Here is a 16,287-nt window from a genome sequence, read left to right on the forward strand (position 1 = left end):
GCCGAAACCATCTTTCAGCTTTTCTACATGTGTAGAAAAGAATTATCCGGTATTAGCCCCGGTTTCCCGGAGTTATCCCGATCTCATAGGCAGGTTGCCCACGTGTTACTCACCCGTCCGCCGCTAACCTTTGGGAGCAAGCTCCCAAAGATCCGCTCGACTTGCATGTATTAGGCACGCCGCCAGCGTTCGTCCTGAGCCAGGATCAAACTCTCCAATAAAGAGTAAGATTAGCTCTTAAAGTTAAAACGTTGGCTAGTGTATATTTCAACACTAATCATTTTTTGTTGACGTATGATTTGTTTAGTTTTCAAAGAACAATTTGATTTGTTGGAGCGGGTGATGAGAATCGAACTCACGACATCAGCTTGGAAGGCTGAGGTTTTACCATTAAACTACACCCGCATATTAATATTTTATAAGATGGTCGGGAAGACAGGATTCGAACCTGCGACCCCTTGGTCCCAAACCAAGTGCTCTACCAAGCTGAGCTACTCCCCGTTATTCAAAATGGCGCGCCCGAAAGGAGTCGAACCCATAACCTTCTGATCCGTAGTCAGACGCTCTATCCAATTGAGCTACGGGCGCTCTTTTTAAAGAAGCAACTTTTATATAATATCATAACGACATTTTAATGTCAAACACTTTTTTATAGTTTTCTTGGTGCGGCCGAGAGGACTTGAACCTCCACGGGGTTGCCCCCACTAGGCCCTCAACCTAGCGCGTCTGCCATTCCGCCACGACCGCTCATTAAGAGCGATAGAATATATTATATATGATTTCTCCCAGTCAATCAACTAGAAATAAATGGTGCGGGTGAAGGGAGTCGAACCCCCACGCCTTGCGGCGCTAGATCCTAAGTCTAGTGCGTCTGCCAATTCCGCCACACCCGCATAATGATAAATGAAAGTTATTTTACTGAAGTGAAAAACTCTACTTAAGCAAAAAAACTATGGTGAGCCATGAAGGACTCGAACCTTCGACCCTCTGATTAAAAGTCAGATGCTCTACCGACTGAGCTAATGGCTCGTACTAATGAAAAAACCCCTTAAAATAAAAAAATGGCTGGGCTAGCTGGATTCGAACCAACGCATGACGGAGTCAAAGTCCGTTGCCTTACCGCTTGGCTATAGCCCAACAATATGGCGGTCCCGACCGGGATCGAACCGGCGATCTCCTGCGTGACAGGCAGGCATGTTAACCGCTACACCACGGGACCATATTTTTGCTAGTATAATAATTTAGAAGTGACCCCTACGGGATTCGAACCCGTGTTACCGCCGTGAAAGGGCGGTGTCTTAACCGCTTGACCAAGGGGCCATATTTTTAATAATGATAATGAAAGTTACTGGCGGAGAAGGAGGGATTTGAACCCTCGCGCCGGTTACCCGACCTACACCCTTAGCAGGGGCGCCTCTTCAGCCTCTTGAGTACTTCCCCAAAATGGCTCCACAGGCAGGACTCGAACCTGCGACCGTTCGGTTAACAGCCGAATGCTCTACCAACTGAGCTACTGTGGAATAAGAAAAGTGTTCGTGTCGTAATCTCGACTCTTTATATTATATTGAGCCAAGCTGTGAAAGTCAAGGGGAAATTTAAATTACTTTTTTTCGCCCATGTCAGTCACGGAATAATAATTTAACATCTTTTTCTCCACCTGTCAAACATGAATTTCAATTAACTTCCCCCGGCACTTTCCACAAACATACTTTGTTGTATTGATCCTTCTTTTTCTCCTATACTGCAGCTCACATCCAGAACACTGATATATACGAACAGTCTTTGCTGATTTCACTTCAGGGCGGTTTGGGAGAGTGGCACAAAATCGTGGTGCATTCACTTTTTTAAGAAGTGTTTTAAAGTCATGATCTCTGTGTTGATAGCCTTTTCCCTCTAAATGCAGATGATAATGACATAATTCATGCTTAATGATACCAATTAATTCTTGCTCTCCAAGCTGTTCTAGATAACTTCGATTAATTTCAATATGATGAGACCTCAACATATAACGTCCACCTGTAGTTCGAAGACGGGGATTAAAAAAAGCAGTATGTCGAAAGGGTTTGTTAAAAAACTGTAAGGAAATTTCCTCAACTAATTTTTGTAACTCTTTATCCTCCATACGTCCACCTCCGTTCCTAACTAAATAAAAATTCTACGAACATGACAACCCATTATAGCATACATTGAATATACCCCTTGAAATTTGTGCTAGGAGGTATGTCTATGCCTACTTGGTTTCAAAATCAGATGCAGAAAGCATTTTTAGAGAAAAATGCCTATCAAATAAAACTTCTTAACCAATGTTGGTTTTTTTACAGAAAAAAACACCGTTCATGATGAACGGTGTTTCCTTTGTCTAGCTCAGCCTTTAAGGTTGTAGCATCGTTAAAGCTACTCTGCCTTTTTGTTGGTCCACACTATCCACCCACACGGTGACTACATCTCCAACAGAAACAATATCGAGTGGATGTTTTACGAAGCGATTACTTAGTTTAGAAATATGCACAAGCCCGTCTTGCTTTACTCCAATATCAACAAAGGCTCCGAAGTCCACTACGTTTCGAACGGTTCCTTGAAGCTCCATTCCCACTTTTAAGTCCTCAAGTTTTAATACATCTTTCTTTAATAATGGCGCTGGAAGTTCGTCACGCGGATCTCTTTCTGGTCTAACTAACGCATCGAGGATATCCTTTAGTGTTAATTCTCCCATCTCAAGCTCTGCCGCAATAGCTTTTATGTCAACAGCTGATAAGGTTGTTTTTAGTGCTTCAGAACCTAGGTCAGCAGAGGTAAAACCTAATTTACTTAGAAGATTTTTAACTGCTTGATAATTTTCCGGATGGATTCCTGTGCGGTCAAGCGGTTCTTTTCCATCAATAACGCGTAGAAATCCAATCGCTTGTTCATAGGTTTTTGCACCTAACCTCGGAATTTTCTTTAACTGTGTTCGATTGACAAACTTTCCTTCTTCTTCACGTTTCTTAACGATATTGGTTGCAACGGTTTTTGAAAGACCAGCCACATATTGAAGCAACGAGGCTGAAGCTGTATTTACATTCACACCTACTTGGTTAACAGCGGTTTCCACGACAAAAGTTAATGATTCAGATAATCTCTTTTGAGATACGTCATGTTGATACTGACCCACACCAACTGATTTCGGATCAATTTTTACTAATTCTGCTAATGGATCTTGCAAGCGTCGGGCAATAGAAACGGCACTGCGCTCCTCCACTTGAAAATCAGGGAATTCTTCACGCGCTAAGTCAGAAGCTGAATAAACACTAGCACCCGCTTCATTCACAATTAAATAATAGATCTCTCTTTTTTGATCTTTGAGCATATCCACTACAAACTGTTCTGTTTCCCGAGAAGCCGTTCCATTTCCTACTGCTACCATCTCAACTTCATAGGTTTCAATGATTTCTTTAAACTTTTTCTCTGCTTCTTGTTTCTTCGATACAGGTGGGTGAGGATAAATCACGTCAATTCGAAGGACCTTCCCTGTTTCATCCACTACAGCTAACTTACATCCTGTTCGATACGCTGGATCCACCCCAAGAACAACCTTTCCTTTTAAAGGTGGTTGAAGCAGAAGATTTCTTAAATTCTCAGAGAATATATGGATCGCTCTTTCTTCTGCTTTTTCAGTTAGCTCATTACGAATTTCTCTTTCTATAGAAGGTTGAATTAATCTCTTATAGCCATCTTCAACTGCCTCAATAACCGTTTCAGCAACAAATGAATTAGAATTCTTAATCCATTTTTTCGTTAAATAGCCCATGTTACGTTCCACATTCGGCTTAATCGCAACACGTAAAATATCTTCTTTCTCCCCGCGATTGAGAGCAAGCGTACGATGGGGAACCACTTTGCTAATAGGCTCCGAATATTCATAATACATTTCATAAACTTTTTTCTCGTCTTTTTCCATATCCTTAACGGCAGCTTCAACAAAACCAGATTTAGCAGTCTCGCTTCTAATCCATTTTCTTGAATCTGCATCGTCTGAAACCCACTCAGCGATAATATCCTTCGCCCCGTTTATGACTTCTTCAATAGAGAGAACCTCAAGCTCGTCCGACAAAAATTCACTCGCCTTCTCTTCTATTGAACCATTTACAGGGAAGGTTACTAACCATTCCGCAAAAGGCTCTAATCCTTTTTCTTTCGCTACAGTTGCCTTTGTACGCCTTTTCTGTTTATACGGACGATATAAATCTTCCACCTCTTGAAGCTTAATAGACTTTTCTATCTGGCTTTTTAACTCGACCGTCAGCTTCCCTTGTTCTTCAATAATCCGAATAACCTCTTCTTTTCTTTGCTCAAGGTTTTGTATGTATTGCCAACGTTCCATAATGTCACGAATTTGCACTTCATCCAATGCACCCGTTTGTTCTTTACGGTATCTGGCAATGAACGGTAAAGTGTTTCCTTCTTCAAGTAATGAAATGACATTGTTCACTTGTTTGAAATTTAAATTCTGCTCTTTGGCTACCGTTTGTAAGAGTTCCTTACGCTTATCTATTGTTTGATCCAATGTACTTATCCTCCAACACGAATGTCTTTTTCCTTATTTTATCAAAGATTTCTAGAGCAACAAAATGAATGCTTCTAACAAAAAAGAGCTACCCCTTTATGTACAGGTAACTCTAATGCAATGTCCCTATAATAAATGTTGAATCATCCATTTTTGAAGTGAACCGCTCCCTTAGTTGGTTCGCAATACATTCATTGGACAATCCAGAGCTTAGTAGTGATTTTATTCCATTTGGCGTGATGCCATCCGAATGTATAAGAAATCTTGAGTTTGAAGAATAAGAATATCTCTTTGTATTAAATCTTACTGGTTTTCCTGATAAATATCCTGAGACGGGTAGCGGATATGTCAGTTCACCTTTATCCGAGTATAAAAAGAAACGGATATTTCCTACACAACTATAGTGAAATTCTTTTGTTTGAAAAAAAACCTTTAGTACCGCTACCGCAGCTCCTCTTTTCTGAAAAAGAGCCTGATTGCATTTTTTCATTAACTCTTCAACATCTTCATCATGATATTGTTGGACAACATCAACCACTGCTGAAGATGCCTCATTTGCTAGTTTTCCACTGCCCAGACCATCTGCGACGACACAGGTAAAATAATCATCCTGGAGAACGTAGTAATAGCTATCTCCGCATTCATACTTACCTTCCTTAGTTGTTTGTTGAACAATCACATCTATTGGCTGCGTCACGATAAGCACTCCGAGCCCGAGCTGTTATGATCTGAGCGAATGGCATCTTGAAGCTTTTTGATCGCTTTTCTTTGCAATCTTGACACATGCATCTGTGAAATACCTAATTTTTCGCCCGTGTCTTTTTGACTTAGATTGTCCAAATACGTATATTGGATAATCTCCCTTTCTCTGTCTGTTAGAACATGCAGAACCTTGTCTAGTACGAGTTTTTGATTCACTTTTTCATAACCTTCATCTATATTTCCTACCACGTCCAATAACGTGACCGTCCCTCCATCCGAATCAGCCTCAATGGAATGATCCACAGACAACGCCTGATAACTTCTGCCCATCTCCATTGCTTCTAGTACATCCTCTTCGGTTTCTTGCAAGGCTTCAGCAATTTCCCATACTTTTGGCGATCGCTGGAGAGTAGTTGTTAATTCTTCAACCGTCGCTTTGATTCTTGGTCCTAATTCTTTGATTCTTCTGGGAACATGGATACTCCAAGTTTTATCTCTTAAAAACCGCTTGATTTCTCCAACAATGGTAGGTACAGCAAAAGCTTCAAAGCTTCTCCCAAAATTCTCATCGTACCTTCGCATAGCACCTAAAAGACCAATATTCCCCACTTGGACAATATCCTCATGATAGGATTTTCCTTTTGAGTACTTTCGGGCAATCGTTTCAACTAAGCTTTTATAATGCAGAACCAACTGATTTTGGGCTTCATCATCCTGATTTTGCTGATACGCTTTTATATATCGATGAATTTCTTCTTTTGATAGCGAATTAGGTTGAGATTTGTTCTGCATTCCTCTCCACCTGCTCCCCTTCTAGGTATTTGGTCATAAAAACCGTCACACCCTCATTCTCATGAATGATTACTTCATCCATCAGCGTCTCTATCAAGTAAAGCCCTAGGCCTCCTTCACGCATAAACTCAACTGGTTCATTCCCACGATAAGGACCTACCTTTTCTCGAGCCGATTGAAAATCGAAACTCTTTCCGCTATCAGCCACGATGACTTCTAGTCGATCACTATATGACCCAAAACCTATTGCAACCTCTCCAAGCTTCCCTGTTTTATAGGCATGCTGAACCGCATTCGTGATCGCTTCACTTGTAGCAATCTTCAAATCTTCAATTTCGTCAAACGAAAAGCCCATCCGACTTGCAATGGCGGATAATGTTAACCGAATTACACCTACGTATTCCGGCTTAGCAGGAATTTTCATTTCAATGTAGTCACAAACTTCCGTCATTTTGGTTCACCCTCAATCTGGCTAATATTCATAATATCAGCTAGCCCGGTGATCTCAAAAAGTCTCTTTAACCGATCAGAAAGTCCAACTAACTGAAATTCCCCATTACTCGAGCGCACATTTTTAAACGTTCCAACAAACACACCTAAGCCTGTGCTGTCCATATATTCTACTCCAGAAAGATTAATAATCATGTTCACTCCGTCTCTCTCAGATAGAGGAAACAGTGTTTCTCTTAGCTTCGGTGCCGTATAAACATCAATTTCCCCTGTTACATCCACAGCAACACGATCATTATTTTCCGTGATATCTAACTTTATGTTCATATTCCCACCTCTTTACAAGTCAATTGCTATTATTCGATACCCTGAAAAATTAGTACTTAAACATTTCTTTTCAAGATTATTAACGTAAAATCATCTCGCAATTGAAAGTGTTGTAGCTTTTCTAACTCTTTATATATGTTGGTTACAATCTCTTGCGCGGGCAAATGGATATATTTTTTTATATAAGAGATTAATGTTTCTTTTTCAATAAACCCTTCTTCTGAACGACATTCTGTCACACCGTCTGACATCAAGATAATCATGTCTCCAACATTTATTGCTTGCTCATACTGCTTATACTTCGTTCGTTTCTCTACTCCTAACAGCAAACCCTTTGCCTCAATTTCAGTAAATTCTCCTGATTGTGCACGGTATAGAAATCCCGGTTCATGACCTGCAGAAGAATAGGCAAACGTATGCTTTCTAGGATGATACACACCATAGAACATGGTAATAAACATGCTAGGATCCACGTTTTGTTCAACGACCCGATTGAGATTTTCTAACACCTTACTCGGTTCTTGTTGATCATCCGGTTGGCTATCCATCGCATATTTAATCATGGACATACACAAGGCGGCTGGGATTCCTTTCCCAATCACATCGGCAATCGCTATACTTATATTATTCGTTTCATCTTGAACAAAGTGATAATAATCTCCATTCATATGCTTGGCTGGAACACTAATAGCCCCTATATCAAGCCAAGGAACGGAAGGGACATTCGTTCCTAATAAGGTTTGTTGTACATTTGCAGCGATCTCCATTTCCGTTCTTAGTTCCTGCTGCTTATGGCGCAAGCTTTGATGCTCTCTATAAGCTAGACCGTAGCCTAGCATCACTTCTAGTAACATATCAAAGGAAAGCGATACTTCTTCTGGTAATTCTGGATACATGTCATTCATAAGCGTTTTATGTAAACTGATGATTTCCTCAGGAGAGATTCGATGTTCGATAGACTTTCTACTGAACTTTTGGCCCTGATACAATACTTGTTCAGAAGGTTCGTTTATGTATTTTTCAAGTATGTGCCGATATTTTGCCTCCATCAATTCTCGAAAATCCATAAATGTTCCCCCTTAACGTACCCACTTAGTTGCCGTTATCTCTGTTCCATCACCTGGCGTTGAGTTAATTCCAAACTCATCCATCAAGCGTTTGACACCTGGCAATCCAGCTCCTAAACCACCTGAGGTCGAATATCCATCTTCCATTACTTGTCTTATATCCTTTATACCCGGCCCATTGTCTATCGCCACTACCTTCAATCCCGCTTTACCGTTTTCATATAATTTTTCAATGCAGATTTGGCCCTGACCAGCGTATAAATAAATATTTCTCGCTAATTCACTAATAGCAGTTGTGATTCTGGCCTGATCTACAGTTCCAAATCCAAGCTCTTTTGCCACATTTCGGCCTAGCTGCCTAGCTGCAACGATGTCCCATTCATTAATGATTTTTACGCAGGATTGGATTCCCATTCGGTTATTCCCCCAATTCCTGATGTAATTTCTCCAAACCTTTTTCTAGATCCAAAGCTGTTAGGACGTCATCTAAACCAATTCCTAACTCTATAAGAGTAATCGCCACCGCTGGCTGAATACCTGTAATGACAACTTTAGCACCCATAAGTTTAGACATGTTAATTACATCACCAAGCACCTTTGCGATGAATGAATCAATAAAATCAATGGAAGTTATATCAATTACAACACCATTAGCGCTTGTTTCGTGTATTTTATGAAGCAAATCTTCCTGAAATTGAAGGGCCGTTTGATCGTCCAATTCCCATTGAATCGATACTAGTAAGCAATTGTATAATTTTAGAATGGGTATCCTCAATTTTCTCCCCCCGTGCTGATAATCTTCTTGTTCATTATTTCAAGGGCTGACTCGATTCCCTTTTTTAGTGTATTTTTAGTTGTAATTTGATTTAAATTAATCCCAAGGTTGACGATGGTTTGTGCTATTTCCGGACGAATCCCTACTAGCATACATTTAGACCCAACTAGCCTAACTGCATCGGCTGCTTGAATAATATGATGAGCGACCATTGTATCAACGACCGGAACACCCGTAATATCTATAAGAACAACTTCTGAGCGATTTCTTACCACTCCATTTAACAAGCTTTCCATGATCTGTTTTGCCCTCTCCGTGTCTATCGTCCCAACTAGTGGCATAACTGAAATGCCCTCAAACACAGGAATTAAAGGAGCAGATAATTCTTGAAGAGCGATTTTTTGGAGTGATACCGTACGCTCCCAAGTCGAAGAGTATACGTTAACAATTTCGTTTGTCATTGGACTTATCCAGCTATCAAAGTCATAAATGATTTCCATTCGGTTCTCTTCATTTACATTGCCTGTTGCACTCATTCCTTCAAAAGCAATCCTTGCAAAGTCTCGTAATCCGTCCGTAACAAAACTTAATGGCCACGCAAGCCTAACTACTTTTTCAGCAAACTCTACAAGCTTTTCACTATACTTTTCATCAGAATCCTGTAGATTAGACACGATTAGATCAATGAACTCTCGGCTTGTCCCTACGAATACTTGGTCAGAAACTACCTTTAGAACCCGTTCGTCAGATTTTTCCCTCATGCTCTCGATCCACTTTGTTAGTATCTCTTCCCGATTCGTTTGAATATACTGTTCAATAGCTTTGTTCATTATATCCTCCCAATTTTAACATGATAAGTTCTATTAAAACGGGTTGTCTTTAAACTGTAACGTAAGATTAAAACCCAAATTATGAACCTATCAGTAATGATATCAATTTTATGCGAAAGCTTAAACTAATTATGACAATATTGCGACTTTGTTACATACCCTTTTTTTCGAGTATCTAAACATAGAAGGGCCCGATTAGCAACATAGGGATTGGAACAAAAAAAAGGATAGCACTCGGCCATCCTTTTTTTTGCACACTATGATCTCTTTTTCATACAATAAAAAAACGCCCTTTGTAGAGCGTATTTTTAGAATTCAATTAGACCTAGGCTAATTTGTAAAGCTTCGTCCACTTTCTCCATCATTTCGTCATCGAGATGAGTGATCTTATCGGTCAGACGTTGTTTATCAATTGTACGAATTTGTTCCAACAGGATAACTGAATCTCGTTCGAAACCATAGCGTTTCGCATCAATTTCAACGTGAGTAGGCAGTTTCGCTTTCTGAATTTGAGCTGTAATGGCTGCAATAATCACTGTGGGACTGAACCGATTCCCGATATCGTTTTGGATCACAAGAACTGGACGAACGCCACCTTGCTCGGAACCAACAACTGGGGATAGGTCTGCAAAATAAACGTCACCACGTTTGACAATCAAAGGATTATCCCCCACTTACTAGACGTTCAACTGTGTGTTCTGCCTCATACTCCGCTTGAAACGCTTCTGAAGCAATTGTTAAGTTGATCTTCGCCATCTCCATGTAGCCTCTTCTCATGGATTCACGAATTTGTCTCTTTTTCCGCTCACGCAAGTACATTTTAGTAGCTTGATAAATGAATTCGCTTCTGTTCACATTCTCCTGTTTCACAAAACCGTCCAATTCGGTTAAAAGATGTTGCGGTAATTTCACCATAATTTCTGTTGTTGCGCTGGACTCAGACACAAACATACACCTCCACCATCACTACACACCATTTTATCTCTACCATATTTTATAATAACACCAATCCACAACAATGCAAAGGGGAATAAGTCATACTTCAGTATTATCCACCAAAAAATTACCCTTTTATTCATGAAGTCTCCAAAGATGCATAAATATGGTGCTTTTTCTATAAATCCTTATTCTAAAAGGGTTTCAACTATACATACGTTTGTAAAATATCGTTTCTTTGCTCAACCATTTTTCCATATTTTTTATAAATTCTAGGCACACGACTTGAAATGATACAAGGAACTTCATAATTGATTGTCTCTAGTTTGGTTGCAATTTCATTCATCGAAATGAAATCCGCTTCTTGTTCTCCAATAAGTGTAACGAGTGTTCCAACGGGAAGCTCTTTAGGTAATCTAATCATGCATTGATCCATGCAAATCCGACCGACAATCGGTACTCGGTCTCCTTCAATCAGTACCTCTTGTCCGTGTAGTTTTCGGATCCAACCATCCGCATAACCAATTGGTAACGTGCCAATCCACTCAGGCTCAAGAGCCGTATACGTGGCACCATAGCTAACCGATTCCCCTTTTTCTAACTTTTTCACATGAACAAGCCTAGTATGAAGAGAAAATGCCTGTTGTAACGGAAACGGTAGTACTGATTCCATTTCTAATGATGGAGTGAGCCCATACATCCCAATGCCAAACCGAATCGCATTAAATGAGGCCTCACCAAAACGAAAGGATGCAGCACTGTTGCTCGCATGGACCATGTCCGGTTTCACCCTTAAATAGGATAAAAGCTCGTGAAATTGAGAGAGCTGCTTTCGAAAATAGCTCTCTTCTAGCTCATCCGCTGTAGCAAAGTGAGTATAGATACCCTCAAAAAGGAAACATCCACTTGATTCTAATAGCTCCTCAATGGATGTCAATTCCTCCCTTGAACGAACACCAATTCTTCCCATACCTGTATCAATTTTTATATGAATAGATAATTTTTCTCCTTCACCTAACATTCCCTTTGCTTGCTGTAACCATTCATATCGAAATACAGTTAATGTAATATTATTTTTAACAGCGACTGGTATATCCTCCGGACGACTGGCTCCTAACACAAGGATTGGTGCTATTATTCCTTTTTTCCTTAAAGCAATCGCCTCATCTAAAAACGCAACAGCCAAATAGGTGGCCCCTGCCTCTAAAGCCGCCCTTGCCACTTGTACATCACCATGACCGTACGCATTGGCTTTAACCACCGCGATCATTTGGACATGATTGGGCAAATGTTTTTTTAACTGCGTAACATTATACATGATTTTATCTAAATGAATTTCTGCCCATGTATCTCGATAAAACATAGTATTGTGACTCATATCTACACTTCCTTCTACTTCCGGTCTTACATATACTTACGATTATCGAATTCACAACCTTGATTGTCAACTTTCTTATCCATGCAAAAGAACAGGCTCCACAAAAGGAAGCCTGTTGATTATTTATTTACTTACATCCGCTTGTACTTGAACAGACCTTGCTAACATAGCCATTTCTTCTTCGGATAAGTCATTAGAGGCAAGCATGTAGTCTACACCTTGATACGTCCATGAAATTGTATTTCCTGACACGGCGCCAATCGTGAACCCAAGATCAATCGGTTCCCCAGAAACTGTCGTTGATGTAACCGACGCTTCGGCAACAATGGCTTTTTCCTGCACAAGCGTGAAGCTCTTTTCACCATCATATGTTAAAATTACACGTTTTCCATTCTCGGTTTTTACTTCTTTTTCTTCGATTAAGTCCACACCAGCAATCTCTTCTGTTGGATACATCACCGTGAACGCTTCATCTTTTACATTTGTCATAACAGGAACTTCAAGCTGGGCACCTGTCATATTTTTAGCCATATCAAAATCCTTCGCATCAAAGCTTGCATCAAATTTCACATTGGTAAATTCGACGGTGACTAATGCCTTTCGGTCAGGATCCATTACTTTTACGCTTACAGGTGTTAAATCCTTTTTAAAAGTAATTTCTTGGTAAGGTAGCATCTTGTTGTTTTGATACCTAGTCTTTGTTTCAAACACATAATGCTCTTTAGTCGAACTAAATTTGGCTTCCTTATCAGCAATAATGTCCTCAATCAGGGATTCATACAAATACGCCTGGCTGCTATTTTCCGGCCAATCGCTTTGGAAGCGGAAGCTCTTGTTAAGTGCTGGTGTTAATACAAACACTCCATCATCATTACGTAAAATCATTTGACTTTGGTCTTTTTGAGCATTTTTTAAATTTACTCGATAGTAAGTAGGAGCTTTGTGCCAAATTTGCACATCATACGTTTGAGGCTCAGTTCCCATTTGCAAAGTCATTGTGGCATCTGCCTTATACCCTTTCAAACTTTCAACCTTCCCGCTTAAATCCTTCACCACATCTTCTTGTGATTTAGATCCACAGGCGGCTAACATAAGTACTGCCATTAGCCCGGCGAATAGCAATAATAATTTCTTCCTCATTCCTTCAACCCCTTTAGTTTCATTTCTTCGTAGTAAGAAGGGTGAGGGAAGGATATGACCTCTTACGGTTGTTGAGTAACCGCTAAAGAAACTCGCCGCCATCCCTCGCTCTTCTGTTGCACTATGAATATATGAGACAACCTTGGGGAATATGTCCAACGATTAGAACAAGCTATTTATTTTTTTCAATGACCACCTGCGCAACTGCATACTCTTTACTATGTGATATAGAGAGGTATACCCCCTCACTAAAGGGTTTGACAATCATCGGTTGCCCTTTTTCATCCGACTGAATTTCGATGTCTAAAAAGGATAACGATTCACCAATCCCCGTTCCAACTGCTTTAGAAAAGGCCTCCTTGGCAGCAAATCGCCCAGCTAAGTATTCCGTTTTTCTTTTTCCGTTATATGTTTGATATTTATCTTTTTCTTTATGTGTTAGTATTCGATCGACGAACTTGCTTTGCCTTGTACTAAGCTCCTCAATTCGAGAAAGCTCCACGATATCAATACCTATTCCCGAAATCAAACGTAGCAACTCCTTCTAAAAATTTATTACGATGCATATGGTGTACAAACTGTAGGGTAATCACGTGTATTATCAACACGAAACAGTTATGATAGTATAAATGAAAATATTGGAGGGTTCTTATGTTTATCCGAACGGAGAGCTTCAAAGATTTTACCCGTTATTATCCCATTATAACCGGTATTGTCTTTATTCATATTGTTTTGTACTTGCTTATGGTTCTCCCTTTCTTTCCAGGTGGTCTGCTTTTTGAGAGGTTAGCTGGTGTGAATCTTTACATTATGGAAGGTGAACTTTGGAGGTTGGTGACGCCTATCTTCCTTCATAGCGGGTTTCCACATCTTTTATTTAATAGCTTTTCACTGGTGTTGTTTGGTCCCGGGCTCGAGCATCTCCTCGGAAGAAAAAGCTTTATCACCCTATATTTATCAACAGGTATTTTAGCAAACCTTGCTACCTTATTTTTAAAACCATTAACCTACACACATGTCGGGTCAAGTGGAGCGATTTTTGGATTGTTCGGGATTTATTTAGCGATGATCTTTTTTCGGAAGGAAATGCTTTCTCGTGAAAACACACAGGTGGTGTTAGCGATTGTCGTAATCGGTGTAATCATGACATTTGTTAACGCAAACGTCAATGTGACTGCTCATATTTTCGGACTTCTTGCCGGACTTATTCTAGGCTCCTTTGCCATTGACCGCGGAAAAGAGCTTACCACCTCCTTTCAAAGAATCACCAAAAGAACACTCACTTCCTCACGCAGTCCCAAGAAATGGAGCCCCACATCCATTCTGCTTGCATTGCTCATTTTCCTAGCATTAATTGGATTACTAAGCAGATAAAAAGCGCCTCAAAAAGGCGCTTTTTGGCTATGAGAATACCATTGATAAATCTCTTTGGCGTCCTCCTTTTCAATATCAACAATCGTCCCTCCGATTGCTCCCATCCCCGATTTAATGAGGCTTGTCATTGTTGCTAGATTCTTTCTTCTTTGAAAGATACTTTCTTTATAGTCCAGTGATTGAACATTAGGTTTTTTCATAAATAGGGTATGTTTAATAAGCCCTCTATATTGGATATTCAGCTGCTGACCCTCAATTCCCCAACCCGCATCTTTGTATATTAAATAAGACCAGGCACTAGAGAACACGAAAAGCAAAATGGACAATAAGCCCCATAGTTTAAAAATGGCTATCGCAGCTATCACAAACGGAACAACGATCAATGATCCACGCAGCAAATACCTTGGAAGAGAACGTTTCGGCGGTGAATTAAATGGCTGTGAAGTCGTTGAAATCGGAAGATGCTCCTGCAGGATATGAGCAACCTGCGCCTTTTTCACAGCTGGCAATAAAAGCACCTTCGCCCCCTCTGCATTTCTTACAGAACCACCTGCACTAATCATATAAACCGAACATAGTCCAAAGGGCTGCCTTAGAATATTTTCTGAAATTCGAATGGCTTGTATTCGATTCAAAGGAATGGTGATTTGTCTCTTTTCTAACAAGCCCCTTGAAATAATGATTTCTCTTTCTGTTTTCTTAACCGTAAATTGAGCGAATTTTACCATTGTTCCAATTAAAGCTGCCACCCAAGCGAGTAAGAACCCTAGAAAAACGAGTACAGCAACGATGACGATACCATTTGATATCACTTTTTCTACTTCATGATAGGCACTTTCATAAGGAATCAGATCATCTAACTGAGACAAAAATGCCACCATCGCAGAAAGAACCACCCCCACCCCACCAGAGGTCGTAGCTAACAAAAGAAGTTCTTTAGAGCTAATTTTATAAACAACCTTTTCTTCCACACGTTCTGCTTTGTTCGCAACTTCCGTATCAAAAGTCTCTTCAACAAGCTTCCCTTTCGCTTGAGCAATAATTTCTTGAATCCGATTCGCTTCGTCCTTCGTTATGGCGGTTAATACCGCTTCCGCATCTGCTGTCCCACTAGATCCAGCGGTTTCCACCTTCACTTTGACAAGTCCAAATGGCCGATGAAGAATACCTTCAGAAAAATCAAGGCTTTGAATGCGATCAAATGGAATATATCTCTTCTTCCTTACGAGCAGGCCATACTCCATTCGCAGCTCCCCCTCTTCCAATCGATAGGAAAAGCGGAGCCAATTTAATACGCCTATTCCAAGCACTACTATGACGATGGCAATAGACCCAGTAAAAAACCAAAGATCACCCTCTGAGGCCTTTGTTCCAAACACAAAGAAGGCGATAAACGGAATAATCAGCTCTTTCAGTTGCTTAATAAAATTCGTGACTGCTGCTATGGGATGAAGTCGCTTCGAATTAGACATCTTCATCCGCCACCCTTGCTAATCTTGAAATAAATTGACGCAGCTCTTCTGCCTCCTCCACCGGAAGAGCAGGGATTTCATGTACGGTTGCCGCTGTAGATACATCAACCGTAGCAAGTCCGTATTTTTTTAAAAGTGGGCCTTGTCTCGTATCAACATGTTGTACCCTTATCATCGGGACAAGCGTTCTCTTTACAACAAACACACCTTGTTGAAGCTCGATTTCCTGCTCTCTTACCTCATAACGCCACCGCTTCCAACGTAATAAAGGAAAAAGGTACACATATAAATAAACATGCAGAATGATTGCTCCAACTGCAGCCATTACAACCCAAACAGGCCATGAAAAGACATTGGATAGCCAAATCGCGCCGCCTGCCATAATCGCCATGATGGCAGAAGTAATGGCTCCTGTTATTCTCCACACTGAAAGGGCCTTGTCTGAAATTCGTTTCTGTGGTTCGTTCATATTTGCAAGTTCCCCCTACTCCATATAAACTC

General features: G+C 40.4%; 19 protein-coding genes, 11 tRNA genes and 1 rRNA gene. 2 read left to right on the forward strand and 29 right to left on the reverse strand.

The features are described from left to right. The 13 genes from M3175_RS21050 to M3175_RS21110 all read right to left on the reverse strand — a co-directional run. Positions 1-221, reverse strand: a 16S ribosomal RNA gene (locus M3175_RS21050); the annotation flags it as partial. Positions 222-331: 110 nt separating this feature from the next. Further along, positions 332-405 (reverse strand) — tRNA-Gly (locus M3175_RS21055). Positions 406-424: 19 nt separating this feature from the next. Further along, positions 425-501: transfer RNA gene (locus M3175_RS21060), tRNA-Pro, on the reverse strand. Positions 502-511: 10 nt separating this feature from the next. Then, positions 512-588: transfer RNA gene (locus M3175_RS21065), tRNA-Arg, on the reverse strand. A gap of 73 nt (positions 589-661) precedes the next feature. Continuing rightward, positions 662-747 (reverse strand) — tRNA-Leu (locus M3175_RS21070). Between the two features lie 61 nt (positions 748-808). Further along, positions 809-893, reverse strand: a tRNA-Leu gene (locus M3175_RS21075). Between the two features lie 60 nt (positions 894-953). After that, a tRNA-Lys gene (locus M3175_RS21080) sits at positions 954-1,029 on the reverse strand. A 33-nt stretch (positions 1,030-1,062) separates the two neighbouring features. Then, positions 1,063-1,137 (reverse strand) — tRNA-Gln (locus tag M3175_RS21085). Positions 1,138-1,143: 6 nt separating this feature from the next. Next, a tRNA-Asp gene (locus M3175_RS21090) sits at positions 1,144-1,219 on the reverse strand. A 29-nt stretch (positions 1,220-1,248) separates the two neighbouring features. Then, positions 1,249-1,320, reverse strand: a tRNA-Glu gene (locus M3175_RS21095). A 29-nt stretch (positions 1,321-1,349) separates the two neighbouring features. Next, positions 1,350-1,440 (reverse strand) — tRNA-Ser (locus tag M3175_RS21100). A gap of 4 nt (positions 1,441-1,444) precedes the next feature. After that, positions 1,445-1,520, reverse strand: a tRNA-Asn gene (locus tag M3175_RS21105). A gap of 140 nt (positions 1,521-1,660) precedes the next feature. Continuing rightward, positions 1,661-2,122, reverse strand: a complete 462-nt coding sequence (locus tag M3175_RS21110; protein ID WP_251523292.1) for a SprT family protein — start codon at positions 2,120-2,122, stop codon at positions 1,661-1,663. A gap of 104 nt (positions 2,123-2,226) precedes the next feature. Here M3175_RS21110 and cmpA point away from each other — a divergent pair, with 104 nt between their 5' ends. Continuing rightward, on the forward strand, positions 2,227-2,340 hold the full coding sequence (gene cmpA / locus M3175_RS21115) for a cortex morphogenetic protein CmpA (RefSeq protein ID WP_251523294.1): 114 nt from the start codon (positions 2,227-2,229) through the stop codon (positions 2,338-2,340). 31 nt (positions 2,341-2,371) lie between these two features. Here cmpA and M3175_RS21120 read toward each other — a convergent pair whose 3' ends face one another. The 14 genes from M3175_RS21120 to acpS form a co-directional block, all read right to left on the reverse strand. After that, positions 2,372-4,543 carry a Tex family protein gene (locus tag M3175_RS21120; RefSeq protein ID WP_251523296.1) on the reverse strand — a complete coding sequence of 724 codons (2,172 nt, stop codon included), beginning with the start codon at positions 4,541-4,543 and terminating at the stop codon, positions 2,372-2,374. A 112-nt stretch (positions 4,544-4,655) separates the two neighbouring features. After that, positions 4,656-5,243 carry a PP2C family serine/threonine-protein phosphatase gene (locus M3175_RS21125; protein WP_251523433.1) on the reverse strand — a complete coding sequence of 196 codons (588 nt, stop codon included), beginning with the start codon at positions 5,241-5,243 and terminating at the stop codon, positions 4,656-4,658. Further along, the gene (gene sigB, locus M3175_RS21130; protein ID WP_251523298.1) at positions 5,237-6,037 is read right to left on the reverse strand and encodes an RNA polymerase sigma factor SigB; all 801 of its coding nucleotides are present in this window, start codon (positions 6,035-6,037) and stop codon (positions 5,237-5,239) included. The genes M3175_RS21125 and sigB overlap by 7 nt, the downstream gene beginning before the upstream one ends. Further along, positions 6,015-6,488: an anti-sigma B factor RsbW gene (gene rsbW, locus M3175_RS21135; protein ID WP_251523300.1), complete on the reverse strand. Its 474-nt coding sequence runs from the start codon at positions 6,486-6,488 to the stop codon at positions 6,015-6,017. Before rsbW ends, sigB begins: the two co-directional genes overlap by 23 nt. Beyond that, positions 6,485-6,814 carry an anti-sigma factor antagonist gene (locus M3175_RS21140; RefSeq protein WP_251523302.1) on the reverse strand — a complete coding sequence of 110 codons (330 nt, stop codon included), beginning with the start codon at positions 6,812-6,814 and terminating at the stop codon, positions 6,485-6,487. The genes rsbW and M3175_RS21140 overlap by 4 nt, the downstream gene beginning before the upstream one ends. A gap of 56 nt (positions 6,815-6,870) precedes the next feature. Continuing rightward, entirely contained in the window at positions 6,871-7,881 is a 1,011-nt protein-coding gene (locus tag M3175_RS21145; protein WP_251523305.1) for a PP2C family protein-serine/threonine phosphatase, read from the reverse strand. 12 nt (positions 7,882-7,893) lie between these two features. Beyond that, positions 7,894-8,295, reverse strand: a complete 402-nt coding sequence (locus M3175_RS21150; RefSeq protein WP_251523307.1) for an anti-sigma regulatory factor — start codon at positions 8,293-8,295, stop codon at positions 7,894-7,896. A gap of 4 nt (positions 8,296-8,299) precedes the next feature. Next, on the reverse strand, positions 8,300-8,656 hold the full coding sequence (locus M3175_RS21155) for an STAS domain-containing protein (RefSeq protein ID WP_119706363.1): 357 nt from the start codon (positions 8,654-8,656) through the stop codon (positions 8,300-8,302). Further along, a complete protein-coding gene (rsbRA, locus tag M3175_RS21160; protein ID WP_251523309.1) occupies positions 8,653-9,486 on the reverse strand; it encodes an RsbT co-antagonist protein RsbRA in 834 nt (277 codons plus the stop codon). The genes M3175_RS21155 and rsbRA overlap by 4 nt, the downstream gene beginning before the upstream one ends. Before the next feature lie 308 nt (positions 9,487-9,794). Next, positions 9,795-10,145 (reverse strand): type II toxin-antitoxin system endoribonuclease NdoA, encoded by a 351-nt coding sequence (gene ndoA, locus M3175_RS21165; RefSeq protein WP_019156408.1) that lies wholly within the window; start codon positions 10,143-10,145, stop codon positions 9,795-9,797. A gap of 4 nt (positions 10,146-10,149) precedes the next feature. Beyond that, on the reverse strand, positions 10,150-10,431 hold the full coding sequence (locus M3175_RS21170) for a CopG family ribbon-helix-helix protein (protein WP_066060032.1): 282 nt from the start codon (positions 10,429-10,431) through the stop codon (positions 10,150-10,152). A 199-nt stretch (positions 10,432-10,630) separates the two neighbouring features. Next, positions 10,631-11,800 carry an alanine racemase gene (gene alr / locus M3175_RS21175; RefSeq protein ID WP_251523310.1) on the reverse strand — a complete coding sequence of 390 codons (1,170 nt, stop codon included), beginning with the start codon at positions 11,798-11,800 and terminating at the stop codon, positions 10,631-10,633. 123 nt (positions 11,801-11,923) lie between these two features. Next, the gene (locus M3175_RS21180; protein ID WP_251523312.1) at positions 11,924-12,940 is read right to left on the reverse strand and encodes a LolA family protein; all 1,017 of its coding nucleotides are present in this window, start codon (positions 12,938-12,940) and stop codon (positions 11,924-11,926) included. 172 nt (positions 12,941-13,112) lie between these two features. Then, complete coding sequence (gene acpS, locus M3175_RS21185; protein ID WP_251523314.1) at positions 13,113-13,469, reverse strand: holo-ACP synthase; 357 nt, start codon at positions 13,467-13,469, stop codon at positions 13,113-13,115. A 122-nt stretch (positions 13,470-13,591) separates the two neighbouring features. Between acpS and M3175_RS21190 the strand changes: the two genes are divergently transcribed. Beyond that, positions 13,592-14,314 (forward strand): rhomboid family intramembrane serine protease, encoded by a 723-nt coding sequence (locus M3175_RS21190; protein ID WP_251523316.1) that lies wholly within the window; start codon positions 13,592-13,594, stop codon positions 14,312-14,314. 8 nt (positions 14,315-14,322) lie between these two features. Here M3175_RS21190 and M3175_RS21195 read toward each other — a convergent pair whose 3' ends face one another. Further along, a complete protein-coding gene (locus M3175_RS21195; RefSeq protein WP_251523318.1) occupies positions 14,323-15,786 on the reverse strand; it encodes a PH domain-containing protein in 1,464 nt (487 codons plus the stop codon). Then, on the reverse strand, positions 15,779-16,255 hold the full coding sequence (locus M3175_RS21200) for a PH domain-containing protein (protein WP_251523320.1): 477 nt from the start codon (positions 16,253-16,255) through the stop codon (positions 15,779-15,781). The genes M3175_RS21195 and M3175_RS21200 overlap by 8 nt, the downstream gene beginning before the upstream one ends. Positions 16,256-16,287: the final 32 nt, after the last annotated feature.

Origin of the sequence: Robertmurraya korlensis (assembly GCF_023715225.1) — a bacterium.
In the GTDB taxonomy this organism is placed as follows: domain Bacteria; phylum Bacillota; class Bacilli; order Bacillales; family Cytobacillaceae; genus Robertmurraya_A.

Bases quoted from the DNA above. Each gene is read 5' to 3' on its own strand.
- M3175_RS21110 (WP_251523292.1), bottom strand. From the start codon at position 2,122: ATGGAGGATAAAGAGTTACAAAAATTAGTTGAGGAAATTTCCTTACAG.
- cmpA (WP_251523294.1), top strand. From the start codon at position 2,227: ATGCCTACTTGGTTTCAAAATCAGATGCAGAAAGCATTTTTAGAGAAA.
- sigB (WP_251523298.1), bottom strand. From the start codon at position 6,037: ATGCAGAACAAATCTCAACCTAATTCGCTATCAAAAGAAGAAATTCAT.
- rsbW (WP_251523300.1), bottom strand. From the start codon at position 6,488: ATGACGGAAGTTTGTGACTACATTGAAATGAAAATTCCTGCTAAGCCG.
- M3175_RS21140 (WP_251523302.1), bottom strand. From the start codon at position 6,814: ATGAACATAAAGTTAGATATCACGGAAAATAATGATCGTGTTGCTGTG.
- M3175_RS21145 (WP_251523305.1), bottom strand. From the start codon at position 7,881: ATGGATTTTCGAGAATTGATGGAGGCAAAATATCGGCACATACTTGAA.
- M3175_RS21150 (WP_251523307.1), bottom strand. From the start codon at position 8,295: ATGGGAATCCAATCCTGCGTAAAAATCATTAATGAATGGGACATCGTT.
- rsbRA (WP_251523309.1), bottom strand. From the start codon at position 9,486: ATGAACAAAGCTATTGAACAGTATATTCAAACGAATCGGGAAGAGATA.
- alr (WP_251523310.1), bottom strand. From the start codon at position 11,800: ATGAGTCACAATACTATGTTTTATCGAGATACATGGGCAGAAATTCAT.
- M3175_RS21180 (WP_251523312.1), bottom strand. From the start codon at position 12,940: ATGAGGAAGAAATTATTATTGCTATTCGCCGGGCTAATGGCAGTACTT.
- M3175_RS21190 (WP_251523316.1), top strand. From the start codon at position 13,592: ATGTTTATCCGAACGGAGAGCTTCAAAGATTTTACCCGTTATTATCCC.
- M3175_RS21195 (WP_251523318.1), bottom strand. From the start codon at position 15,786: ATGTCTAATTCGAAGCGACTTCATCCCATAGCAGCAGTCACGAATTTT.
- M3175_RS21200 (WP_251523320.1), bottom strand. From the start codon at position 16,255: ATGAACGAACCACAGAAACGAATTTCAGACAAGGCCCTTTCAGTGTGG.